General features: G+C 45.5%; 18 protein-coding genes and 1 pseudogene. 2 read left to right on the forward strand and 17 right to left on the reverse strand.

Annotated elements, in window-relative coordinates:
- Positions 1-615 precede the first annotated feature (615 nt).
- Both icd and citZ read right to left on the reverse strand, forming a co-directional pair.
- On the reverse strand, positions 616-1,884 hold the full coding sequence (gene icd / locus K7399_RS08125; RefSeq protein ID WP_028982743.1) for an NADP-dependent isocitrate dehydrogenase: 1,269 nt from the start codon (positions 1,882-1,884) through the stop codon (positions 616-618).
- Between the two features lie 68 nt (positions 1,885-1,952).
- The gene (citZ, locus tag K7399_RS08130; protein ID WP_028982742.1) at positions 1,953-3,068 is read right to left on the reverse strand and encodes a citrate synthase; all 1,116 of its coding nucleotides are present in this window, start codon (positions 3,066-3,068) and stop codon (positions 1,953-1,955) included.
- 264 nt (positions 3,069-3,332) lie between these two features.
- Between citZ and ytvI the strand changes: the two genes are divergently transcribed.
- Entirely contained in the window at positions 3,333-4,475 is a 1,143-nt protein-coding gene (ytvI, locus tag K7399_RS08135) for a sporulation integral membrane protein YtvI (protein ID WP_028976804.1), read from the forward strand.
- Here ytvI and K7399_RS08140 read toward each other — a convergent pair whose 3' ends face one another.
- From K7399_RS08140 to K7399_RS08185, 10 genes and pseudogenes are all read right to left on the reverse strand, one after another.
- On the reverse strand, positions 4,476-4,874 hold the full coding sequence (locus K7399_RS08140) for an FxsA family protein (protein ID WP_028976803.1): 399 nt from the start codon (positions 4,872-4,874) through the stop codon (positions 4,476-4,478).
- Positions 4,875-4,895: 21 nt separating this feature from the next.
- Complete coding sequence (locus tag K7399_RS08145) at positions 4,896-5,327, reverse strand: acyl-CoA thioesterase (protein WP_223362278.1); 432 nt, start codon at positions 5,325-5,327, stop codon at positions 4,896-4,898.
- Positions 5,328-5,458: 131 nt separating this feature from the next.
- Positions 5,459-6,895: pseudogene (pyk, locus tag K7399_RS08150) on the reverse strand (pyruvate kinase); the annotation flags it as partial.
- 21 nt (positions 6,896-6,916) lie between these two features.
- Entirely contained in the window at positions 6,917-7,876 is a 960-nt protein-coding gene (gene pfkA / locus K7399_RS08155; protein WP_028976800.1) for a 6-phosphofructokinase, read from the reverse strand.
- A 30-nt stretch (positions 7,877-7,906) separates the two neighbouring features.
- Positions 7,907-8,920: an acetyl-CoA carboxylase carboxyltransferase subunit alpha gene (locus K7399_RS08160; protein ID WP_028976799.1), complete on the reverse strand. Its 1,014-nt coding sequence runs from the start codon at positions 8,918-8,920 to the stop codon at positions 7,907-7,909.
- Positions 8,905-9,777 carry an acetyl-CoA carboxylase, carboxyltransferase subunit beta gene (gene accD, locus K7399_RS08165; protein ID WP_028976798.1) on the reverse strand — a complete coding sequence of 291 codons (873 nt, stop codon included), beginning with the start codon at positions 9,775-9,777 and terminating at the stop codon, positions 8,905-8,907. Before accD ends, K7399_RS08160 begins: the two co-directional genes overlap by 16 nt.
- 232 nt (positions 9,778-10,009) lie before the next feature.
- A complete protein-coding gene (gene dnaE / locus K7399_RS08170) occupies positions 10,010-13,441 on the reverse strand; it encodes a DNA polymerase III subunit alpha (protein WP_128166878.1) in 3,432 nt (1,143 codons plus the stop codon).
- Positions 13,442-13,497: 56 nt separating this feature from the next.
- On the reverse strand, positions 13,498-14,427 hold the full coding sequence (locus K7399_RS08175) for a DHH family phosphoesterase (RefSeq protein ID WP_028976796.1): 930 nt from the start codon (positions 14,425-14,427) through the stop codon (positions 13,498-13,500).
- Between the two features lie 46 nt (positions 14,428-14,473).
- Positions 14,474-15,787, reverse strand: a complete 1,314-nt coding sequence (locus tag K7399_RS08180) for a DRTGG domain-containing protein (RefSeq protein ID WP_164875494.1) — start codon at positions 15,785-15,787, stop codon at positions 14,474-14,476.
- 21 nt (positions 15,788-15,808) lie between these two features.
- Complete coding sequence (locus K7399_RS08185; protein WP_028976794.1) at positions 15,809-16,492, reverse strand: metal-dependent hydrolase; 684 nt, start codon at positions 16,490-16,492, stop codon at positions 15,809-15,811.
- A gap of 249 nt (positions 16,493-16,741) precedes the next feature.
- On the opposite strand from K7399_RS08185, the gene K7399_RS08190 reads away from it, so the two are divergent.
- Positions 16,742-17,839 (forward strand): M24 family metallopeptidase, encoded by a 1,098-nt coding sequence (locus tag K7399_RS08190; RefSeq protein ID WP_028976793.1) that lies wholly within the window; start codon positions 16,742-16,744, stop codon positions 17,837-17,839.
- 108 nt (positions 17,840-17,947) lie between these two features.
- On the opposite strand, the gene K7399_RS08195 is transcribed toward K7399_RS08190, so the two are convergent.
- From K7399_RS08195 to K7399_RS08215, 5 genes are all read right to left on the reverse strand, one after another.
- Positions 17,948-19,159, reverse strand: a complete 1,212-nt coding sequence (locus K7399_RS08195; RefSeq protein WP_028976792.1) for an acetate/propionate family kinase — start codon at positions 19,157-19,159, stop codon at positions 17,948-17,950.
- Between the two features lie 22 nt (positions 19,160-19,181).
- The gene (locus tag K7399_RS08200) at positions 19,182-20,159 is read right to left on the reverse strand and encodes a class I SAM-dependent methyltransferase (RefSeq protein WP_128166882.1); all 978 of its coding nucleotides are present in this window, start codon (positions 20,157-20,159) and stop codon (positions 19,182-19,184) included.
- Positions 20,160-20,819: 660 nt separating this feature from the next.
- The gene (locus K7399_RS08205; protein WP_223362279.1) at positions 20,820-22,277 is read right to left on the reverse strand and encodes an IS1182 family transposase; all 1,458 of its coding nucleotides are present in this window, start codon (positions 22,275-22,277) and stop codon (positions 20,820-20,822) included.
- Between the two features lie 943 nt (positions 22,278-23,220).
- Positions 23,221-23,679 carry a GerW family sporulation protein gene (gene ytfJ / locus K7399_RS08210; RefSeq protein WP_028976347.1) on the reverse strand — a complete coding sequence of 153 codons (459 nt, stop codon included), beginning with the start codon at positions 23,677-23,679 and terminating at the stop codon, positions 23,221-23,223.
- 2 nt (positions 23,680-23,681) lie between these two features.
- The gene (locus K7399_RS08215) at positions 23,682-24,290 is read right to left on the reverse strand and encodes a DUF2953 domain-containing protein (protein WP_028976348.1); all 609 of its coding nucleotides are present in this window, start codon (positions 24,288-24,290) and stop codon (positions 23,682-23,684) included.
- Positions 24,291-24,337 lie beyond the last annotated feature (47 nt).

Below are 24,337 nucleotides of genomic sequence, written 5' to 3' on the forward strand. Positions count from 1 at the left end.
GTCACCTTATTGCACTATCTATATTAAGGCTTGACTTTTAAACGGGTATAAACAAATTGTAAAGGTTTTGTAAAGACGAATTGTGTCGATCATTGTATATACCCATAGAATGGACACAACGGGCTCAATCATGCATTGATAAAAGAAAAAACAGAAAAGAATAAGCCATTTGCTTTTCGCAATTGTAGGTATGGAGCGGGTAGTCTGGAGATCTGTTGGACGATCAGAGCGAGCAAGCGGAGTTGATCAGTAAGCTTAAAAAGTAAAAGAGTCTTAAAGCGCTCGCTTTAAGACTCTTTTACTTTTTTTACAGGATAAGATAAGAAAATATAAGATTTGCCCCGTCTTCAAGCCAATAGACCTGTGTCTTGACCGAGAATCAAAGTGGAGGTACTCTGGCGCCCGCGGCAAGCGAGTAACCGAAGCGACGATTCAGACCGAAAAGACACAAGTTCATCACACATGGCTGAAGATTAGGGACCGGGCGCTTTTTGCCCGTTTTTCCTTATATGTGGATCTGCATTTTCATGCATGAATTTTTATACGAATAGGAAAGAGATTTCCTATGAACTGCGTCATTTATCCGGTATCCGGGCAATGATTAAGTGTATTCAATCAAAGATTTCGAATCAGTGCATCAGCAAATTCCGAGCATTTCACTTCAGTTGCATCGTCCATTAATTGGGCAAAATCAAAGGTCACGATCTTGCTGGCAATGGTTTTTTCAATCGCGTTCATAATTGCTTTTGCCGGTTCGTACCACTTCAGATGTTCAAGCATAAGCACTGCGGAAAGAAGAAGGGACGATGGATTGACCTTATCCAGCCCTGCAAAGGTTGGTGCGGTTCCATGCGTTGCTTCAAAAAGAGCGGTACCTGTCTCAAAATTGATGTTTGCTCCCGGAGCAATGCCGATCCCGCCAACCTGCGCTGCCAGTGCATCGGAGATATAGTCACCGTTTAGATTCAATGTTGCAACGACATCGAAATCTTCCGGACGAATCAGAATCTGCTGCAAGAAGTTATCGGCAATCGCGTCCTTGACGAGCACACGGCCATCTTGCAATGCCGCATGCAATTGCTGATCTGCAGCTGCTTTCCCCTGCTTTTTCGTCACGGACTCATAGTGACTCCACGTAAACGTTTGATCCGGAAATTCGCGCTCGGCCAATGCGTAGCCCCAGTTCTTAAAAGCTCCCTCGGTGAATTTCATAATGTTTCCTTTGTGCACAAGAGTCACACTTTTCCTATTTTCACGAATGGCGTAGCGGATGGCCGCGCGAACCAGCCGCTCCGTCCCTTCTTTTGAAACCGGCTTAATGCCGATCCCAGACGTTTCAGGAAAACGAATCTTTTGAACATTCATTTCTTCTTGCAGAAAACGGATCAGCCTTTCAGCATCAGATGATTCTGCCGGAAACTCAATGCCTGCATAAATGTCTTCCGTATTTTCGCGAAAAATAACCATGTCAACCTTTTCTGGATGCTTGAGCGGTGATGGAACGCCTTCAAAATAACGTACCGGTCTTAAACAGGTAAACAAATCGAGCTGCTGGCGAAGCGCGACATTAAGCGAACGAATGCCGCCGCCTACCGGGGTTGTGAGTGGTCCTTTAATGGCGACTACATAGGTTCGAATTGCATCGACCGTTTCTTTTGGCAGCCATTCTCCTGTCTGGTCAAACGCCTTCTGACCAGCATATACTTCTTTCCACACAATACTTTTCTTTCCTTGATATGCTTTTTGAACTGCTGCATTAAGAACACGTGAAGCTGCTTGCCACACTTCCGGTCCAATTCCGTCTCCTTCAATAAAGGGAATAATCGGATGATCGGGAACGACTAGGCTGCGTTGATCTACTTTAATTTGCTGTTTTTGTGTCATCAAATTCTGTCCTCCATACCTGTTTTTCTGATCCGATTTACAGTCCATTCACTTAGTCATCTTCTGTTTCAGCGCAAATCAATGGGGGTAACGCGCCGCAGATGTGGACCATTGTATTCAGCACGCGGGCGAATAAGACGGTTATCTTTATACTGTTCCATGATGTGTGCCGCCCACCCCGATGTTCTGCTCACTGCAAAGACAGGCGTAAATAAATCGTGGTCAATGCCTAGGAGATGGTACAGGGTTGCTGAATAGAAATCCGTATTCGGCAGCAGCCCTTTTTTCGCTTTCATGATTTGTTCAATTCTGAGCGACATCTCATAAAGACGTGTATCTTCGTGCAGTTCGCTGATTTGTCGTGCCATATCTTTAAGGATACGTGCCCGCGGGTCACCATTTTTATAGACTCTGTGACCAAAACCCATAATTTTCTTTTTTGCTGCAAGCGCTTCATAGATATAATCATCAACCCAATCGATCGATCCAATTTCTTCGAGCATGTGCATGACTTGCTCATTTGCGCCGCCATGGAGCGGGCCTTTCAATGCACCGATTGCTGCCGTTATTCCCGAATAGATGTCGGATAGTGTTGCAACACAAACACGTGCTGTAAATGTTGAGGCATTCAGTTCGTGATCTGCATGAAGAATCAATGCGTGATCCAACAATTTCGCCTCAAGGTCTGAAGGCGCTTTTCCGCGCAGCATATAGAGGAAATTTTCTGCAAAATGCTTCGATGGGTCAGGCGATACCGGGTCAAGACCCTGGCGAATTCTCGAAAACCCGGCAACGAGTGTGGCCATTTTAGCTTGCAGCCGAATCGCCTTAGTCTGATTTGCTTCAATACCTGCCCGTTCAGCGTCGGTATCATAGATACCAAGGTTTGAGACGGCCGAGCGTAATACGGCCATTGGGTGCACCTGATCGAGCGGGCACATCTTCATCATTGCGAACAGTTCATCAGGGACAGCAGCGTTAGCCGCAAGCGATTTTCGGAACACGGACAACTGTTCTGATGTTGGAAGATCTCCGTTCCACAACAGATAAATGACTTCTTCAAAAGTTGTTTGTTCGGCCAAGTCCTGTATCCTGTATCCACGATAGGTAAGTACATCATCTTTTATTGAACTGATGGCTGATGTTGTAGCAACAATGCCTTCAAGCCCTCTTGTCATGGTCACATTGGTCCCCTCCCTAATAACATCTCTTTTTCTGCGCAGAACTTTGCTCTGTCAAAGTGCCCATTCATTCGATTGGCATGAATAAAAACAGATCCACTTTATTCATGCATTTTAATTATCGTATCGATACCTAATTTAACATCATTATATTGATTATATATGCTTTCAACTAATTTGTGAATATATTTTATTTTTTTGCAGTTTGTTTTCTGTGTATATTCGCACCTTGTCCGCATACCTATAGACGTAAGGTGGGATGAGGACATGAACGCTCAAAATTCGCAACCGTTTCTTACGATTATCTTTATTGTTTTACGTGCCCTTGTTGTCATTGCGATTACAACATCGATCATTGTGATGTTAATGCTTGCCGTTCGTTATGCGCTGCCCTTCATCATTGCTTGCGCGCTTGCATTCTTAATCAATCCACTGGTCCTGTTTATTGAAAAAAAAACGGGGTTGCCCCGGGGAGCAGCCTCATTTGTTGTTCTTTTCTCTTTTTTTTCCATTTCCATCGGCAGTCTTTTATTTATCGCCTTTGCTCTGATTCGCGGCGTTGCTTCGCTCTCTCGGACAGTGCCGGATGAGTTGTCTGTCCTAATTGGTGACATGCAAACATTCTTTTTTTCACGCCTTGTGCCGTCATGGGAACAAGCCATACACATTTTTTCCGGGCTTCCGAACGGACAGCAGAAAGTGATCCAGTTGAATGTAGAAAGCATGGCAGGAACACTCGTCGACATGCTGAATGATTTAGCCGGTCGGTTGCTGACCAACTTAAGCCAATTTGTCGCTACAATTCCCAGCACTTTGGTTTCAGCACTTTTTATTTTCCTTGCTTCATTTTTCTTATCCAAAGATTCTGAACGGATCAAGACTCATGTTCATCGATTATCCATGCATTCTTCGATTGGGCGTCCGGTCTACAAAGTTCTCTCAGAATTAAAGAAAACATGCATCGGTTTTGTACGGGCCCAGTTTCTGCTCATTTTTATGACCATGGCTTTGGTTTTTGTCGGCATGCTGATCTTAAAAGTGCCGCATCCCATCACCATTACATTAATCACCGGAGTCGTTGATTTAATTCCTTATTTGGGTACCGGTGTTATTTTCATTCCATGGATTATCTATCAGTTTTTTACACACAACTATTCCTTCACCATATGCCTGACCGCTCTCTATATCGCTGCAATCATTCAACGGCAGCTGATGGAGCCAAAAATCATTTCCGTCAGTATTGGCATTGATCCGCTTGCTTCACTTGTTTCCATTTATTTCGGATTTCGTTGGTTCGGCCTTGCCGGTCTGATTATCGGACCATTAGTGCTTGTTGTCATTAAAACACTGTACTATTCCGGGACTTGGATGGACCTTTGGCAGTACATCTTAGGCAAAAAGAGCGCCTGATCATCTCCGAAAGAAGTGAAAGGTAAATTCGCCGCTGCGCATCCGTTCACGGATCCAACGTGACGTACGTCTGACTAATACGACGCGAACCGCAGGAATCAGCAAAATAATGCCTGCCAAGTCACTGATTAATCCAGGCAACATGAGCAGCAGACCACCAATCAGCAATCCGGCCCCGTCAATAAGCGGTTCACTGGGGACTCTTCGCTGCTCGAAATCCTGCCTGAACTTCTGTATGAGAAGAAGTCCTTGCTGCTTGATCATCCATGCTCCCAAAAGGGCGGATGCAAGCAAAATCAGCAGCAAATGAAAGCCACCGATCAGTCCACCGACATAAATAAGGGTACAGACTTCAACCAGGGCATAGAGAATCATCACCATTAACAGTTTGTTCAGCATCTTCTTATAATCTCCCTTATTTTAATCTTCCGCTTTGCCGGCAGCTTCTACGATCAGCTGATGCAATTCCGGATTCTTTCTTCTTATCGATACCGGACGCAAAGACAGGTCAGTCCAGCAATGCTCACTTGAACCATCCGCAAGCAGCTTCCGATCCGTTTTGCGATAAATCTTGTAATTAAATTTCATTCTGATACTGTCGTAGGCAGCAATCTTGGTTTTCACGATCAGTGTATCATCATAGAATGCCGGTGAATGGTAGTGAGCCTCGACGCCCAGCACCGGCATCATTAGCCCCTCTTCTTCAACTTTTCGATAAGAGATCCCAGATTCTCGGATAAAATGAGTGCGCGCCAACTCAAAATAGATGACATACTGACTGTGGTGCACAATGCCCATTTTATCCGTCTCATTGTAGCGGACAACGACTTCCGTTGTTGATTCTATCATCATTCATCACTCCGTTTAGCTACTCGCTTTTCTTGAATTAAAAGAGGAGGCACATTAGGATGTGCCTCCTCTTATCATAAACGATGAACTTACTGAATAGAAATAAGTTGAGAAATTCAACACATTTCTTAAGCTTGTGTCAGTGTTTCTCCGATTTGGTGAACACGCATGATGTTCGTTTTGCCTGACGCAGCAACCGGAAGACCTGCCGTAATGACGACAAGATCACCGTCTTTAACAAGTTCCGTTTTCTTTGCACTGTCAACAGCGATTTCGAACATTTCATCCGTTGACTTTGCTTGTTCGCTCAGTACCGGAGTCACGCCCCATGCCAAGCACATTTTGTTTGCCACACGTTGTGAGTTGGTAACCGCCACGATTGGTGCTTTCGGACGATAGTGAGAAACAACGCGAGCGGTGTAGCCGCTGACCGTCGACGTAACGATTGCGCCAACATCGAGGTTCAATGCCGTATGAGCGACGGCTTCGCCGATTGCAGCCGTTACAGTTGCTTCGCTGGAGTCGCTCAATTTCTTGAGTGTCGCTTTGTAGTCAAGCGCAGATTCTGCTTTCAGTGCAATGTTATTCATTGTCGTCACAGCTTCAACCGGCCATTTACCGGATGCAGATTCACCGGAAAGCATGATTGCGTCGGTACCATCGAAGATTGCGTTTGCAACGTCACTTGCTTCGGCACGTGTACAACGCGGGTTGCGAATCATCGAATCAAGCATCTGTGTTGCTGTAATAACCGTTTTGCCGGCTTTGTTACACATTTTGATGAGGCGCTTCTGAACGAGCGGTACATCTTCCGGCGGAATTTCAACACCAAGGTCACCACGGGCAATCATGATACCATCAGAAACTTCGAGAATTTCGTCGATGTTGTCAACCGCTTCTTGGCTTTCGATTTTAGGGAAGATGTGTACGTCTTCTGCACCATGTTCTTTGCACAGGTTGCGAATGTCGTTAACATCCGATGCATGACGTACGAACGAAGCGGCAATAAAGTCGATGCCTTCGCCGATACCAAAAACGATGTCATTCGCATCTTTTTCAGTCATTCCCGGCAGGTTGATGCTGACGTTAGGTACGATAATACCTTTTTTGCTCTTCAGAACACCCGTATTCAAGATTTTGTTATGGATAAGTCCGGCTTCTTTATCGATACCTGTCACTTCAAGTTCAACTAAGCCGTCATCGATCAGAATCTTTGAACCAACATGAATGTCGTCAATCAATTCTGCGTAAGTAATGGAGAATTCTTCTGCTGTTCCGGCAACTTCTTTCGTCGAAATATCAACCGATTTTCCTTCTTCAAGAAGAACTTCCGGCGTTGCCATATCATGTGTACGAATTTCCGGTCCCTTTGTATCGAGAAGAATACCAATCGTTTTGCCGGTAATCTTCATCGCTTCACGAAGGTTAAGTACTTTTTGATGGTGTTCTTCATGATCACCATGCGAGAAATTAAAACGCGCAACATTCATTCCTGCGTTAATCATTTTGACAAGCATTTCAACCGTATCACTTGATGGCCCCAGTGTACAAACAATCTTTGTTTTTTTCATTAAATAGTTCCCTCCAGCAATTTATATGGATAATACTTTTGCTAACTTATACAACTCATCGTTAAACTCGTGTTTCTTCGTGAGAAGATCGAGAATGTTATGAGTGACAATCTTGTTATTTTGAATGGCGATCATTTTGCCCTTTTCGCCGGTCAATAACAAGTCGACAGCCTTATTGCCCATCCGGGCTGCCAATACACGGTCAAATGCTGTTGGTGCACCGCCGCGCTGAACATGTCCGAGAACCGTTACGCGAGTATCCATGTTCGTTTTCGCTTTTATTGCTTTTGCGACTTCATCGGCACTGCCCACACCTTCAGCCACAACAATAATATTGTGCCGTTTCCCGCGTTCTATGCCTCGGTTCAAACGTTCAACAATCGTGTTCAAATCTTCTTTTGTTTCCGGAATCAGAATCGATTCGGCGCCATCAGCAAGTCCGGACCACATCGCCAAATCGCCGCAGCCCCGACCCATAACTTCAATAATGAATCGGCGTTCGTGCGAAGTTGCCGTATCACGGATTTTATCGATCGCATCAATGATGGTATTCAATGCTGTATCGAATCCAAGGGTGAAGTCGGTTCCCGGGATATCATTGTCGATTGTGCCGGGAATACCGATCGTAGGGAAACCGAGCTGAGTCAACTTGACACCGCCCATGAAGGATCCGTCGCCGCCGATCACAACAAGCCCTTCAATACCGAACTTCTTCAACTGTTCAATTGCGATCGCACGACCTTCTTCAGTCTTGAATTCTTCACAACGTGCGGTGTAAAGAATGGTACCGCCGCGCTGGACGATGTCGCCAACATCAGAAACCTCAAGCTTTTTGATGTTGCCGGTGATTAAGCCTTTGTACCCGTGGTAAATGCCGTAAACTTCCACACCGCGATAAATCGCTGAGCGGACGACCGAACGAATCGCTGCATTCATACCCGGAGCGTCTCCGCCACTAGTCAGAACTCCAATTTTTTTCATCATAATAATCACCTCATTTTAGTGTCCCTACTATTGCTTATCTGATGAAGATGAATAAGAAAAAACAGAAAGATCGGTTTGATTCGTCTGGGCAGTATCGTAATCACCGATCTCGCGATACTTGGCCAACCGCTGCTGGCGAACTTGATCGGGACTTAATTGACCCAATTGTTCCATCGAAGCCACGAGCGCCTGATCAATGCGTTCAGCTTGTTTCTTCGGGTCATTATGTGCACCGCCCAAAACCTCCGGAATCAGTTTATCAATAATGCCGAGTTTTTTCAAATCTGATCCGGTAATTTTCATCGTTTCTGCAGCTTTTTCTGCTTGACCGGCATCTTTCCACAGTAATGCTGCGGCTCCTTCGGGCGAAATAACCGAGTACCAGGAATTTTCCAGCATTAAAATCTGATTGCCGACACCGATGGCAAGTGCCCCGCCGCTTGCTCCCTCACCGATTACGACACAAATGACCGGTACGGACAGCCAAGACATTTCATAAAGATTGCGGGCAATCGCTTCGCTTTGGCCGCGTTCCTCAGCAGCTTGCCCTGGAAACGCTCCTTTTGTATCTATAAAGGTAATGATCGGCCGATGAAACTTATCTGCCTGTTTCATCAGACGCAACGCTTTGCGATAGCCTTCCGGATGTGGACTTCCAAAATTACGCATAATGTTTTCTTTTGTATCCCTGCCGCGTTGTTCGCCGATAACCGTGACCGGGCATCCATGAAATTTTGCGATTCCGCCTACAATTGCCGAATCATCGCCATAGAGTCGGTCACCGTGACATTCAAGAAAATCTGTAAAAAGAAGCGGAATATAATCCAATGTTGTCGGGCGGTTCAATTTTCTGGCGACACCGACACGTTCCCAAGGAGTCATGCTGCCGTAAGTTTCTTTTTCAAGGTTTGCCAGTCGTTCTTGCAGGTGATTCAATTCATCGGAGAGGTCAATGCCCTTCTCATCCATAAACTGTTTTAATTCAGCTATTTTCCCCTGAAGCTCATGAATCGGCTTTTCAAATTCTAGTTCCGGTCCCATGCTTCAGCACTCCCTTCCGTATGAATCGACAAGATCTGTCCCAAAACGGTTCTTAATTCAGCGCGTGGGATGACTTGATCGAGCTGTCCGTGCTTCAACAGAAATTCAGCCGTCTGAAAATCCGGAGGGAGCTCCGCACCGATCGTCTGTTCAATAATGCGCCGCCCGGCAAAGCCGATTAATGCCCCTGGTTCAGCAAGGTTATAGTCGCCCAAAGAAGCAAAGCTTGCCGAAACCCCACCAGTGGTCGGGTGGGTCATGATTGAAATATAGAGACCGCCGTTCTCGCTGAAGCCCTTTAGTGCAGCACTCGTTTTTGCCATTTGCATCAAGCTGAGGACACCTTCCTGCATACGTGCCCCGCCGGATGCTGAAAAGATAATGACCGGTATTCCCTGTTTCCCGGCATATTCAACCATTCGCGTAATCTTTTCACCGACAACCGAGCCCATGCTGCCCATCCGGAAGCCTTTATCCATAATAGCTACCGCACATTCACAGCCTTCAATCCGGCCTTTTCCTGTCCAAACCGCTTCGTTCAACTTGGTCTTTTTGCGATCCGATTCCAATTTATGCATATAATTGGGAAACTGAAGCGGATTTAATGAAACCATATTCTTGTCAAATTCGACATATGAATCTGCGTCAAAAAGCATTTCCGCACGTTCATACGCACCGATGGGATAATGGTAGCCGCAAGATTGACAAACAAACAGATGCTTCTTCAATTCTTTGACATACATTATCTTCTTGCATTTTGGGCATTTACGGACAATGCCCTCAGGAACATCCTGTCTCGCTTTTGCGGATGGGACGGTTGCGTACTTTTTTTTCTTGGTAAAAAAGTCCTTCATCAAGTATATCACCCTCTTACATAGTCAAAGCTCGTGATTTGCTTTGTCGGACAACATGTCACTATTTCTTCACGTATAATTCATGGAATCGTCGAATATTCATCCAGGTTGTCCTATAAAAATAGAGATAAAATAAATGCGTTCCGATTGCGATCCTGAATTGAAAAATGCACTAAACCACACCATTATAACAAACGTTCCATCAAAAAATAAGTGACATCCCTGATCGTTCCGCTCAAGAAAACCGCTGATCGTCTTTCCGAGGTTTGCGAGCAGCTCCGTTTCCCATCATTCGTTTCGCCATGACATTCTGCTCCCCGAGCAAGCTGCGCATCGACTTGACAAGCGATTCATTGATCTGAACCGCATGGTTTAATCCAAGTGCCACCGTACGTTTAGTCGCTTCGTAATAAAGAATCACGCGATGCAGTCCTGGGGCAGTTTCAATGGCCTGTTTCACTTTTTCAAGAAGCTGAGGCTGATGATGTGCCTGATCAATTCTCAAAAAAAGCGCAGTGTCCCATTCATCAAGATAATCCTTTAACGAAAGTGCCCGTTGAAGGATAAGCTGCGGATTGTTCTGTTTTCCTGACGACTTTTTCGCTTGAATGACGAGCATCTGACCATTATTCATCCATTGCTCAATCTTTTCATACGTATTTGGGAAACAAACGGTGTCAATTAATCCAGATTCATCACTTGCGGAAAAAAAGGCCATTGGCTGCCCTGATTTTGTACGAATCCGTTTGACTTGCTCCACCATAACTGCAAGTAAGGCATCGTTTCCTTCAGCCAGCTGCTCTGTTTCGCGAACAGTCAGGACCGATTGGGGCAGAGCATCCCGATAGTCTTCGATCGGATGTGCGGACAAAAACAAGCCAAGTGCTTCATGTTCGTAATGCATTTTTTCTGCCGGGGTAAGCGGCGGCACTTCAATGTAATTTTCTTCATCATGCTCCGGAATTAAAAAGGATGCTTGTCCTTCACTTTGTTTTTGCTGCTCCTCCCCAAATTGGAGGGCGCGGTCTAAGGTAGCAAGTAAACCCGCACGATCAACGCCAAATAAATCAAACGCGCCGGCAAAGATCATCGATTCAATCGCTTTTCTGTTCACTTTCCGAGCAGGCACACGCCGGCAGAAATCATAAAGATTTTTAAAAGATCCATGCTTAGTTCGTTCCTCAACGAGTGCTTCAATCGCACCAATGCCGACATTTTTGATTCCTGACAAACCAAAACGGATCGCCTGTTCCGATGGTTCGAAACTGCCGACACTCTCATTAATCGACGGTGGAAGTAGCCGAATGCCCTGATCACGCAGTTCACGAAGCGTTGCCTCCATTTTCTCTTGGTTTCCGATAATTCCCGTCAAGTGAGCGGCCATGAATGACTGCGGCTCATGTGCTTTGAGGTAGGCAAGCCTGTATGAAAGAAAGCTATACGCAACGGCATGAGAACGATTAAATCCATAATTAGCAAACCGTACAATCAGATCAAACAGCTGATGCGCGGTTTGCTCCGAGTAGTGGCAGGCAATACATCCAGAAATGAAGGTTTTTTTCTGCGCCTCAAGCAGTTCGCGCTTCTTCTTGCCGACGGCTCGACGCAGAATGTCGGCTTTTCCCAACGTATAGCCGGCCATCTGTACAGCGATTTGCATGATTTGCTCCTGATAGACCAAAACGCCGTAAGTCGGACGCAGTATCGGTGCCAAATCCGGATGTGGATAGACAACTTTTTCCAATCCATGCTTTCGTCGAATATACTGATCAATAAACTGCGAAGGTCCGGGACGGTACAGTGCGTTGACGGCAACAATATCTTCAAACTCAGTTGGTTTCAGCTTTCGAAGCACTTGCCTCATACCCTCGGATTCCAATTGAAAGATCCCCATTGTATTTCCGCTGCACAGCAGTTGAAAGGTCTCCGGATCGTCGAGCGGTATGGAATCGATGGTCATCCGCCCTTCGCGGAATGCCGGCGTACGTTTTAACACCTCACGCATGAATGTCAAATTACGCAAGCCTAGAAAATCAATTTTTAACAAGCCGAGTGATTCCAATACATCCATGGGATACTGCGTGACCGGTATGCCTTCATGGCCGCTTTGAATCGGCACCGAACGTTTCAGCGGCTGGTCGCTCAGGATTACTCCAGCTGCATGGATTGAGGTGTGTCTCGGCAGTCCTTCAACGCGACGTGCCAGTGTAAATAATGCCGCTGCCTCGGTTGACGCTTGCAGCAGTTTCTTTAGTTTGTCCGAATTCTTATAAGCTTTCTCGAGGCTCATCTTCGGAACACCGGGAATCAGTCGCGCCATGCGATCCACAAGTCGCGGGTCTGTACCCAGAGCACGGCCAACATCACGAATCGCCGCTTTTGCTGCCAAAGTTCCAAATGTAATGATTTGTGCAACATGATCATGGCCGTACTTTTCAAACGCGTAGGCGATCATTTGATCACGATTAACATCGGGAAAATCCAAATCAATATCCGGCATGGTCACACGCTCTGGATTCAAGAAACGTTCAAAAAGCAGATGATAGCGAATTGGATCAACTTCAGTTATTTTTAACACATAGGCAACAAGTGAACCAGCAGCTGAACCGCGCCCAGGACCTGGAAGATAACCTGAATGTCGCGCATGGGCAACAAGGTCGGCAACAATCAAAAAATAGTCGTTGAAACCCATTTGATCAATAATTGACAACTCATCATTCAATCGCGCTTCAATCGTTTCGTTCACATCCGAATAGCGTTCTTTTAACCCTTTCGCACACTGTTCACGCAGCTTCTGGCCAGCAGTCATCCCGTCAGGAATCGGAAAATGAGGCAGGCGCGCTCGTCCGAATGAAAAAGAAACCTGACATGCCGCAGCGATTTTCTCGGTCACCACTACGGTCTCCGGCAAATCGGCAAAGCGTTCCAGCATTGCCTCTGTCGTCTGGAAGGACAAATCGCGTGGATCTTGCGGCTGTTCTGCAAGTTTCGTTCCATCCTTGATGCATCGTAAACAGGCATGGGCCTTGGCATCATTTTTGCTCAAATAATGAATGGTTCCTGTTGCTGCGCAGCGGATCGATCGGCGCTTCGCGATTTCCAGCACTTGCTTCTCGATTTGCCGCTGGCTTCCATCGCCTTGCCGTTGGATCTCCAATAAAAACCGACCGGAAAACAACGTTTGCAGACCAACCGCCCATTGTTCTGCGCGTTTCGGTTCCCCGATCGCAAGTGCTTGGTCCACCGGTCCGTCGGTACCGCCGGACAGCGCAATAAGCCCGTCCGTATAGCGCTTCAACTGATCCAACGACACATAGTCACATGTATTCAGCTGTACAAGAGAAGAAAGCTGGACTAAGTTTTGATACCCTAAATCATTTTGAGCAAGAAGAACCAGTACAGGCATTGATGCAGCAGGCTTAGGACGTGCTGCACCGACCTCAGTGCTCATTGAACCATCAAGAGCTACCTCCATGCCGATCACGGGATGGAGACCAGCGTCTCGACACGCCTGATAAAAAGGAACCACGCCGTACATGACGTTTCGATCCGTAATCGCAATCGCTTTTTGTCCCGCTCGTTTCGCTTGAGCAACAAGATCGCTGATTCGGCAAGTGCTGTCTAGCAAATTGTATTCACTATGTACATGAAGATGAACAAACCCCATACGCCTGTACCTCCTTTAATCTGTGGTGTTTGAAAAAAGAAGCGGAATAGGGGGCATCAATCGGCACACAACGCGCGCAGATCATCAACCAGCTGATCCGCTTCTTCCCAATCAGCTACCGTCGCACCCGAGGCCATTGGGTGTCCGCCACCATGATATTTTGCTGCCAATTCATGAATTGAAGGCGCTTTGGAGCGGATACGTGCACGAATCTGATCCTCATCTTCTGAAAAGAGTACCCAGGCTTTTAAGTGTTCGACATTGGCAAAACAGTTCACGAGTGCCGACGCATCGGAAGGCTCAAGCCCAAAAGAGTGAACCAATTCTTTTGTAAGTCTGATATAACCGACGCCTTCCTCGGTTAAAGAAAAGTGCTGCAGTACATAACCATTAAGCCGGGCCTGCTTTAAACTGCGTGCATACAGCTGATCAAAAAAGGATTGACGGTCAAACGGCTGTTTTACCAGTTCCGAAGCAGCGAGAAACGTCTCTGAAGTTACGTTGCTGAACTGAAATCTTCCGGTATCACCAACAAGGCCTGCAAAAAGCAGTCGGGCCGCTTCCTTAGACAGTGTGAGTTCGGGATGTGCCCGATAGATTGAAGCAATCATTTCACTTGTTGAACTTGCTTGGGTATTCACCCATTCAGGTTCTCCATAAGAATCAACGAGCGGATGATGATCGATTTTGACAAGGTGTGTACCACGCATGTAGCGTTCGTCTGAGATACGTTCTTGTGTTGCAGCATCACAGACGATAACAAGAGCTTGATTATAAACGGAGTCTTCAATCGCATCCATATGAATGAGAAAGCGCAGCGACTCTGCTTCCTCGCCGACCACATAAACTTTCTTATCCGGATAATTGTCTTTGATGAGCGTCGCAAGGCCGCCCTGTGATCCTAATGCATCAGGGTCGGGCCGGACATGTCTGTGTATGATAATGGTTTCGTACTGTTGAATAAGCGTCAGAATCTCATCGATCATTGTGAACTTCCTCCTTATGCGTTCAATGCATTGTGCCGAACCGCCGTTAATAACGGTCAATAAACTGAGCATTCAATAATGCCTTGCCGCACAGCTGACCATCTACAAATAATTCAATATCCATCTTTCCATTTCGCCTTGTCATCTCAAGAACCTTCGGCTGAACGGTGACGGTTTGTTCCAACTGCACCGGTTTAAAAAAGTAAAAGGAAAGATTGTCAATGACCAAATCGCCACGTCTCATGTGATTAAGTACCCGGCGGCATACCATCGTAATCATGGACGTCATCACGCCATGGGATACCGATCCCAGATAATCACTCATTTGCGGTGTGACATTAAAGCGAAAAATATAATGGTCATTCTTCGAATAGTCCTTTAATTGCGAGGAGACAATGTCCTCAATCGTTTCGCCCATTTGCGGTTGCTGCTGAATCATTTGCAATGCTTTAAGTACATCACGCCGAGTAATCATCCCGAGCAGATGCTGCTGCTTGTCAACAACCGGCAGCCCGTCAAAGCCTTCCCAAATCATCTGATGAGCAGCGGCAGCAACGGATGTTGTCGGATTCACGACAACCGGAAGTGGCGTCATCAAGGTTTCGATGGTATCGGCCGTCTGCTGCTTCATGACGTCTTTCATCGCCACAATACCGACAACTTTCATCTGAGAATCAACGACCGGAAAACGGCTGTGCGACGTTTTATGATTTAATTCATACCAGCGTTTCGGCGCATCATAGGTAAAGACAAACTCCGTCTCAGCGAAAGGGATCATGATGTCGGAAACATGAACAATTTCTTTTTTAATTAATTGATCATAGATCGCACGATTGATTTTCGCGGCAACCGTAAACGTGTCGTATGAAGTGGAGATGACCGGAAGCCCTGTCTGATCCGCAAGTATTTTAATTCGCTCGCTCGTATTAAATCCACCTGTAATGAGCACAGCTGCACCTTCTTTAAGCGCATACTCTTGCACCGACTCGCGGTTGCCGACAATCATCAGATCGTTTGCGCCGATGTAGCGTTTCATTGCATCCATCTCCATGGCACCGATCACAAAATGATTCAGCGTGTGCGACAGACCGTCTTTTCCTCCAAGAACCTGACCGTCAACAATGTTTACCACAGAGTCGAAGGTCAGCTTCTCAATACTCTCCTGCACTTTCTGCTCAATCCGGATCGTTCCGACACGTTCAGCCGTACTGACTAATCCTTGGGTTTCTGCATCTTTAATTGCGCGATAGGCCGTTCCTTCGCTGACTTGAAGTGCTTTTGCAGTCTGGCGCACCGAAATTTTACTCCCGATTTCCAGATTTTCAATATATTTTATGATCTGCTCGTGCTTCGTCTCCATTTCAATCGCTCCAAACAGCCCCTACAGCTCTAGTGTTTGACCAGGTGACAATACATATCCATGTCCGCCAAGCTGATCTGTAAATTTATCGGCATCCTGAGTGATGACGGGGAACGTATTGTAGTGAATGGGGACAATACGTCTTGCCTTAAGCCACTTTGCAGCAATCAAAGCATCTTCAGGGCCCATCGTGAAGTTGTCGCCGATTGGCAAGAAGGCGAGATCTAAATCATTTTGTTCGCCAATAAGCTTCATATCAGAAAACAGTGCCGTATCTCCTGCGTGATAAATTGTTTTGCCGTCCAAACTTAACAACAGTCCTGCCGGCATCCCAGCATAGATGATCTGCTTACGCTCGGCGTTGGTGATGCTTGAACCATGGAACGCTTGCGTCATTTTCACCTTACCAAACGGAAACATATAAGAACCGCCGATGGACATTCCATGAACATGAAGCCCGCTCCAGCTAAAATAGGTAGCAAGCTCTGCGATTGCAATCACAAGTGATCCGTCCCGCTCAGCAATCGCTTGAGTATCCAAAATATGGTCGCCATGCCCGTGAGTGAGCAAAACAGCATCAATTTTCGGCAAGTCGTCAAGAGACAGCGGCGTATGCGAATTGCCGCTGATAAAAGGATCGATAATCAAATTTGCCTTTTTCGTTTGAATAAGAACTGTTGAATGACCAACATAAGTCACATGCATCCTCTTCACTCCTCATTATAGAATGTTTGTTCGTATTTAAGCAATCGTTTTTGTCTAATCGGATCGTTCTTGGACAAGTGTTTAATTTTTACCTTAATTATACACTACGCTGCACACCATCCGCATCGGTCGGTTGCTTGGCCTGAAGATTCGCCAACCTTTTTCCAATGAAATCGATTTAGATTTATCCGCAACGCTCGAGATTGTGATACATTAAAGGTATTATGAATGAAACTGGAGTGACCCTTATTGTCAGAGAAAATGAAACAGATTGAAGCATGGTTAAGAAAACAGGACGGTCGGTTCGCATACATTGCTGATCCGACGAATGTATTCTATCTGACACATTTTAAATGTGATCCGCATGAACGTTTTCTTGGTTTGTTTCTCTTTCCTGAAGATGAACCCTTCTTAATTTGCCCTGAGCTCGAAGTCGGTCAGGCACAAGCTTCTGATTTCGGTCATGAAGTGATCGGATATCGAGACGACCAGGACCCATGGACTTTTGTAAAAAAAGCCTTGGATAGACGCCATGCCGATTCGACTAAAGTTTTCATCGAACCAACAACACTGCCTTATCAAAAGGCTCTTGCATTGAAAAGCATTGACGAAAAAGTAACGTTTGGCTCGATCGAAGACTATCTTTCAGATATGCGCAATATTAAAGATGCGCATGAACTTGCAGCCATGAAGAAGGCGGGAGAGATTGCCGATTATGCCGTTAAATTGGGCATTGATGCAATCAAAAAAGGCAGAACAGAGGCTGCGATTGTTGCGGAAATTGAGCATGAACTTGCCAAACAGGGCTATTCGCAAATGGCCTTTGATACCATGGTACTGACCGGCGAAAACACTGCCAACCCGCACGGCTATCCGGGTACTCATCAGATTCACGAAGGCGATTTTGTTTTGTTTGATCTCGGCGTTGTCATTGACGGCTATTGTTCTGATATCACACGAACGGTTTGCTTCAAACACGCAACCGACGAACAACATAAAATCTACGAGACAACGCTGCAAGCCAATCTAGAAGCGATTAAGGCTGCGCGAAAAGGGCTGCGAATCGGCGATCTGGATGGTGTCGCTCGCAAAGTGATCGCAGATGCCGGTTACGGTCAATACTTTACGCACCGTCTTGGACACGGACTTGGGCTTGGCGAACATGAGCAGCCGTCAATGAGTGCTGCAAATGATAAAACGTTAACCACCGGGATGGTATTTACAATCGAACCGGGGATCTATGTTCCAGGCGTCGGTGGCGTTCGTATTGAAGACGATGTTTACCTCACTGAAAACGGCCCGGAAACATTAACCCATTTCCCAAAAGAGCTTCAAATTATTGACTAAATAAAAGCGAACGCTTCATAAAATAAGAAGGTGTCTCAAAAGCCATTTTTGCTAAAGAGACACCTTCTTATTATTTTTCAGGAAATTTACATACATTATTGCGTACACTTAGGATTCGTCAATTTTTTTCTGCGAGTTTGAGAGACGCACCGTATCGCGCGCAATCATCACTTCTTCGTTTGTCGGAACGACCAGAACTTTTATAGTCGATTGATCGGTGCTGATGAATGTCTCCTGACCATTAACCTGATTGCGCTTCCGATCCCAATCAACGCCCATAAAACTGAGCCCTTCAAGAACGCGGGCGCGAATCATAGAACTGTGTTCCCCAATGCCCGCAGTAAAAATAATTGCGTCAACACCATTCATCTTTGCTGCAAACGAACCAATGTACTTTTGAATCCGTTCGACAAACACGTTAATCGACAGAATCGCCCGTTTATTGCCTCTTTTCGCTTCTTTTTCAATATCTCTCAAATCACTGGAGAATCCGGAGATACCAAGCAAACCGCTTTTCTTGTTCAGCACGTTCACAACTTCGCTGGCATTCATTCCGGTCTTATCCATAATGTACGGAATCAGCGCGGGATCAATATCACCGGAGCGCGTCCCCATCGTCAATCCGGCCAGCGGAGTAAAGCCCATCGAGGTGTCAATTGATTTGCCGCCTTTGATCGCGGTGATACTTGCACCATTGCCCAGATGACAAGAAATCAAGCGCAACTCTTTAATTGGCTGCTTCAGAAGTTCAGCCGCGCGGTAGGCAACATATTTATGGCTGGTGCCGTGAAATCCGTACTTTCTCACCCCATAATCCGTGTAATATTTATAAGGCAGACTGTACAAAAAAGCAGCGCTGTCCATGGTCTGATGAAACGCAGTATCGAAGACGACAACTTCCGGCACCTTCGGGAGAACATCGCGAAAAGCGCGAATGCCCACCAGGTTGGCCGGGTTATGAAGCGGGGCCAGTTCGGAAAGGTCTTCAATCTTTTGAATCACTTCATCTGTGACCAGTGCCGAATCATCAAAGGTTTCGCCTCCGTGCACCACACGATGACCGATGCCTTCAATTTCATCTAATGATCCGACTATTTTCTGCTCCGTGAGCTTATCAAGTAAGATACGAACTGCTTCTTCATGATCTGAGATGGATGCGATTTCCTGCTGTTTTTCGCCATTTACTTGAATGGTAAAAATTGAATCCGACAAACCAATACGTTCTACCGAACCTTTAGTGACCAAATGCTCAGCAGGCATATCGAGAAGCTGAAACTTCAGCGATGAACTGCCGGCGTTGATCGCGAGTATTAAAGCCATTGTCGATCACCCTCTCGTCTTCTTAAACCGAACGATGTAGAAACCAATGATCCAGCTGCTGCATAAACTTGCGCATCTTGACTTCGTTGGAGAAGTCGGGCATTTCTGCAAGTAATGCTTGTTTTGCATGATCCTGGATATCGGTTTTCTTCTGCATCAACAAGATGCTCTTCGCTTGATCCGCTCGAAGAAAGAGTGACACCGGGAGCTGAATCAATGCGAGAATGGTCGCTTTCTTTTGAAGAAAATCGTGAAAAACATGCCCCTGATCATCTGAAAACAGATGGTTGGGAACAAGCGCAAGGAAGTATCCTTTGTCTTTAAGCATGCGCAATGCTTGTTCCACAAATAGAAAATGAATCAGCGGCTGCTTCGGATCAACAGCATTTAATGTATAATTTTTTGCTGTTTCTTGATCCGGATAGACTCCGGTCGGCAAATCACAAACAACATAGTCGACCGGGTCAGCCAAGATTGGCTTCAAGCCGTCTTGATGAAAAAGCTGCACCGCTTTCTGCTGCAAATTGGCATTCGCCGCAGCCAGACGAATAAGCAATGGATCTGCATCGACACCAAACGCTTTAATGTCATCGGTCGCCGACTGATTCATAATTCCTGTCAGCAAGTTTGCCGCACCAACAGCCGGATCAAGTATTGAAAACGGCTTTTTGCCAGCAAGCATGGCAACCATATGCCCCATCAGCAGCACCAAAGTATCTGGAGTCAATTCGTGATTTGGCTGAGGCGATGCTTTCATCCCCTTGAGCAACGCAAGTTGAAGCGAACGCCGTACATCTTCTGCCGTCATCTTCTGATTGTAGAAACGTTCATACAACGGTTTCAGTTTATCAGCAATTGTTTCAGCCTTAATTTCATCCTTAACCAACCCCTCAGCAGTTTCGCATAGAGCGGTTAAGTAATCTGATTTTCGTTCTTTTTTTGTATAAAGTGCTGCTTGATCAATCATTGTAAAAAGTTCACTGACTGTTGTTGTCTGCAAAACGATTTCCTCCATACCAATTAAAACGCTTACATTGTATATTATACAGCGAAGTTAAAAAGATTACTTGCTGTTTTTGGCGCCTATTTATGTATTTGTGACAAAATAGTGAAATTCTATAAAAAAATGGAATGACGTTGCGGCTCTGTGCTACGAACAGACGACACGTGTCAAATCTGGTTACATAGCCATTGCACAGTTGTCTCATTGTTGCTCACTCCTTCCATTTTGCTATTCTTTCACATGCCTATGTTCACTATAGACCAAATTTGCGAGCAGAGCAATTGATGCATAGATCTTGCTTCCTACATACGCACTTAGCGCCTGTTTTGTTTCACCAATCAACAAATTTCGATTTTGGTTCACCACATTTGTAAAAGCAATTAAGAAAAACCGGGCAAAATACGCCCGGTCCTTAATCTCCAACCATGTGTGATGGACTAGTGTCTTTTCGGTGCTGAATCGCCGCTTCGGTTACTCGCTTGCCGCGGGCGCACCGCGAGCCTCCTCAGACAGGTAGGTATCTGCGGGGTCTCGCTGGCACGCTGTTGAAGCCGCTGAAAAACTGTCGATTTTTTGATCTGAGAATTCTGGTTGGCGCAAAAAAGGACCACTTTTCGTCTGCGTTTTGACGAAAAGTGGTCCTTTTTCCCTTTTTTTTTATCTTTTTTCGTTGAGGATCTTCAGAATCCGCTTGAGATTGACTGCGAAGATCGTGGTCGCTCCTTGAATCTCCATTCCAAACAGACCCGCAGATGATGCTGTATCATACCCGTGTCTGTTTTTTAACTCACTGTTCTTCGCTTCTATTTTATAACGCGTTTTTGCCAGTGATTTAAATTGTTCCGTATTTTGAAATGCTTTCTGTTCTTTATGTTCTGTGGATTTAATCGTAACGTAATAAGACTTCGTTTTTGATCCTTCCTGATAACACCCCTCACGCATGGAACATACTTGGCATTTCGTTACATCGAACATATATCTTACACGCGGATTGACCTTTTTCGTTCCTTGTCTTCCATCGTATTTCTTTTTAAAAGCCATATGCCCTGCCGGGCAGACAAACATACCCGCATCTTTATTAAACTCAAATGCTTTTTTGCGCGTGCCTTGTGATACCACAGGGTGTAATTTTGAAACCAAAGCTATATGATTTGTTTTTGTATAGGTAATATTATCTTTTTCTGAGTAAGCCGTATCGCCAATGACCGTATCAATGGTCATCCCTGACTCCTTACTTTTTTCGATTAAAGGCTCCAGATAGTTTCCATCGCTCTTTTCGCCTGTCGTAATGACGGCCGCTGTAATAATACGTTCATCGCTCATCGCCAGATGTGTTTTATAACCAAAAAAAGAAGAATCTTTTGTTTTATGTCCGATCCGAGCATCGGGATCATTCGAAGGGTTCATATGTTCCTTAAAATCTTCGACACTCTCTTTGAGGACATTTAACTTTTCTTTAACCGCAGGCGGCGCGGTGATTTGCGGTTCGGTTTCAAGGGTGGAAATGAGTTGATGACAGTAATCTAATTCCTCGTTGATTTCATTAGATGTATTCTTTTCTGGAAATTTTGGTTTCATGGATGCATCCAATTGATAGACGGCTTTGCGAACATTTTTAGATTTCTCTCGTAGAAATTCGATCGGTGATTTTTGGTTATAACGCGCTTTTGTATGGGTGGCATCAACAATAAGCGTTTTACTTTTAATAATTCCTTTTTCAAGCGCAATCTCAACGGTTTTCCCAATAAGCAGATCTAACAATTTAACGTCCTGAAGACGTTGCCTACGAAAATGCGTTAACGAACTTGAATCAATGACGTCCTCCTCAGGGGCCATGTTGAGGAAATATTTAAACGACAGGTCATATTTAGAACGCTCGACTAAATCGTTATCTGATAAATCATGAATCGTCTTTAATAATAAATATTTGAACATTCGAATTGGAGAGATCGCTTTACGCCCATTATCAAGACAATATTTTGTTTTCAATTCATCATAAATGAATGAAAAGTCCACGAGTTCATTGATTTGACGAAGCATATTATCTTTTGGGACAACAAGATCGTAGAGTGCTGCATAAGGGCTAAGGTTGAGTGTTTCTTGATTTGAGAGCATTGAGTTACCACCTATATACGTTGATAGCTCCATTATAAAGGAAAAGGGCCGTTGAATGTTTGATGAATCAAACATTCAACGGCCCAATGAATAGGTTGGACTTTTTCAGTGGCCTCACGCTGTTCCCGCAGGCGTCTCGCACCTCCGCTTTGTTTCTCGGCCAAGACACTGGGCTATTGGTTTGAAGACAGGTCAAAATCATATACTTTCTTATCCTGTAAGAAAAACCGGGCAAAAAGCGCCCGATCCTTACTTCCGCAGGATGCGGTGGCTTTCGCGTTGCATACAGGACGTACTTTCACAGGATGTGATGACTTTCGCGTTGCATACAGGACGTACTTTCACAGGATGTGATGACTTTCGCGTTGCATACAGGACGTACTTTCACAGGATGTGATGACTTTCGCGTTGCATACAGGACGTATGCGCACTTAGCGAAAGTTCCTTTAGGAAAGTTCCTTCATACATGTGTGATGGATTCGTGTCTTTTCGGTGCTGAATCGTCGCTTCGGTTACTCGCTTGCCGCGGGCGCACCGCGAGCCTCCTCAGACAGGGCAAGAATCTGCGGGGTCGCGCCGGCACGCATCAACAAGGCGCGATCCCGCAGGCGCCCAAGTATCTAAATGAGGGGGGCTTGGACATTATTGAAATAATAAAAAAAATGATCCTCATCCCCCTCACTTCTGTTTCATTAAGCATTCTGATCCTTAATTAAGTAAAAATAAGCGGAGATTTTTCGGCTATATGCAGAGTAGCGCTCATTTCAGAGGTATATAAGGGGAATTTTTCCGTCTATTTAATTCCGCGTTGTGCACAGGATGTACTTCCGCAGGATACGGTGTCCGCGCCACTCAAGTGGGTTATAAATATAAAAGAAGAGGCATCCCAAAGTCAGCAGCAGACTTTTAAGATGCACTCTCATGTTTTGTTCAGTTAATCGCGTTATTCTTCGTCGTTCCATTCACTGCGGCGTTTTTTCCGCTTTGAACTGTTTCCTGAACCGCTTTTTTCAAGGATTTCTTTAATACGCTCAATCGTTTGCGGTGCCAAATCGATCAGTCGTTCATACAAATGCGTGTTATTGTCGAGATGAATCGTCTTTACACCTTCATCGCCAATGATCAAAAAAGCAATCGGTGTAATCGACACACCGCCGCCAGTACCGCCGCCGAATGGAAGATAGGCTTCGGTCTCTTCCGTTGGATCTTCATCCGGATTTTCATTCTTTGTATTGAACTCGCTGCCGCCAGCAACAAAACCGAAACCGACCTTTGACAAAGTGATGATGGTATGTCCGTCTTCTGTTTCAATCGGATCTCCGACAATCGTGCCTACGTCCACCATGGACTGCAGGCTTTCGAGTGCAGTCTTCATCAACCCTTGTATCGGATGATCTGCCATAGTTACCCCTCTTTCAATTGGCTCCTTAATTTCCTGATCATAGCTATAGCGTCTCCGAACCGCATCTGAAACATGCACGACAATGCTGAGTTCAAACATTTTCTTTGGTAAGCCGGAACAACATTGATCCGCGGATGATCAGCGCTCATTGCGTTCACCCAAGGCAATAGCGACGCTTTAACTGCCCAAATCAATCCGCAAAGCATAGCCGTTTCCGCGGCATCTCCGGTTCCGCATGTCGTCACCCACACAACATGAGTCATTTGAATAGATTGGCCTCGCTGTCCCGTACGAAGAAAATCAACGCCTTTTTCCAATTGTTGATAAAGGAACGCCGCACGGTCTGTCGTTTGTTTTTCGTCATTTTGGGAAATGGTCTTGTTTTCATTTTTTTTAGAGGAGGGATTCCCACGTGGTTTCTTTCTTGGCGTTTCGGAGTGAAATGTAAAAATTTTCTTCCGCCCAAGGTACAGATCAGCCTTCCACTCGAAATGGTGCACGCCGATCAGATACTTGACGCGCAGTGTCAGCGTACTTTTTAAAATAAATAGGACCAATAGAATCAAAAGTCCAACACTTAACCCTGACAAGACAATGAACAGGCGCACCATCAAACGCTCCTTTTTTGTACCCTTTATACTTTCTAGTATTCGAAAAA

Source organism: Sporolactobacillus terrae (genome assembly GCF_019930545.1).
Lineage (GTDB): Bacteria > Bacillota > Bacilli > Bacillales > Sporolactobacillaceae > Sporolactobacillus > Sporolactobacillus terrae.

Coding starts and splice junctions, on each gene's coding strand:
- K7399_RS08215 (WP_028976348.1), bottom strand. CDS start 24,290: ATGGTGCGCCTGTTCATTGTCTTGTCAGGGTTAAGTGTTGGACTTTTG.
- icd (WP_028982743.1), bottom strand. CDS start 1,884: ATGACACAAAAACAGCAAATTAAAGTAGATCAACGCAGCCTAGTCGTT.
- K7399_RS08160 (WP_028976799.1), bottom strand. CDS start 8,920: ATGGGACCGGAACTAGAATTTGAAAAGCCGATTCATGAGCTTCAGGGG.
- K7399_RS08145 (WP_223362278.1), bottom strand. CDS start 5,327: ATGATGATAGAATCAACAACGGAAGTCGTTGTCCGCTACAATGAGACG.
- dnaE (WP_128166878.1), bottom strand. CDS start 13,441: ATGGGGTTTGTTCATCTTCATGTACATAGTGAATACAATTTGCTAGAC.
- K7399_RS08195 (WP_028976792.1), bottom strand. CDS start 19,159: ATGGCTTTAATACTCGCGATCAACGCCGGCAGTTCATCGCTGAAGTTT.
- ytfJ (WP_028976347.1), bottom strand. CDS start 23,679: ATGGCAGATCATCCGATACAAGGGTTGATGAAGACTGCACTCGAAAGC.
- pfkA (WP_028976800.1), bottom strand. CDS start 7,876: ATGAAAAAAATTGGAGTTCTGACTAGTGGCGGAGACGCTCCGGGTATG.
- K7399_RS08175 (WP_028976796.1), bottom strand. CDS start 14,427: ATGATCGATGAGATTCTGACGCTTATTCAACAGTACGAAACCATTATC.
- K7399_RS08140 (WP_028976803.1), bottom strand. CDS start 4,874: ATGCTGAACAAACTGTTAATGGTGATGATTCTCTATGCCCTGGTTGAA.
- K7399_RS08180 (WP_164875494.1), bottom strand. CDS start 15,787: ATGGAGACGAAGCACGAGCAGATCATAAAATATATTGAAAATCTGGAA.
- K7399_RS08185 (WP_028976794.1), bottom strand. CDS start 16,492: ATGCATGTGACTTATGTTGGTCATTCAACAGTTCTTATTCAAACGAAA.
- K7399_RS08205 (WP_223362279.1), bottom strand. CDS start 22,277: ATGCTCTCAAATCAAGAAACACTCAACCTTAGCCCTTATGCAGCACTC.
- ytvI (WP_028976804.1), top strand. CDS start 3,333: ATGAACGCTCAAAATTCGCAACCGTTTCTTACGATTATCTTTATTGTT.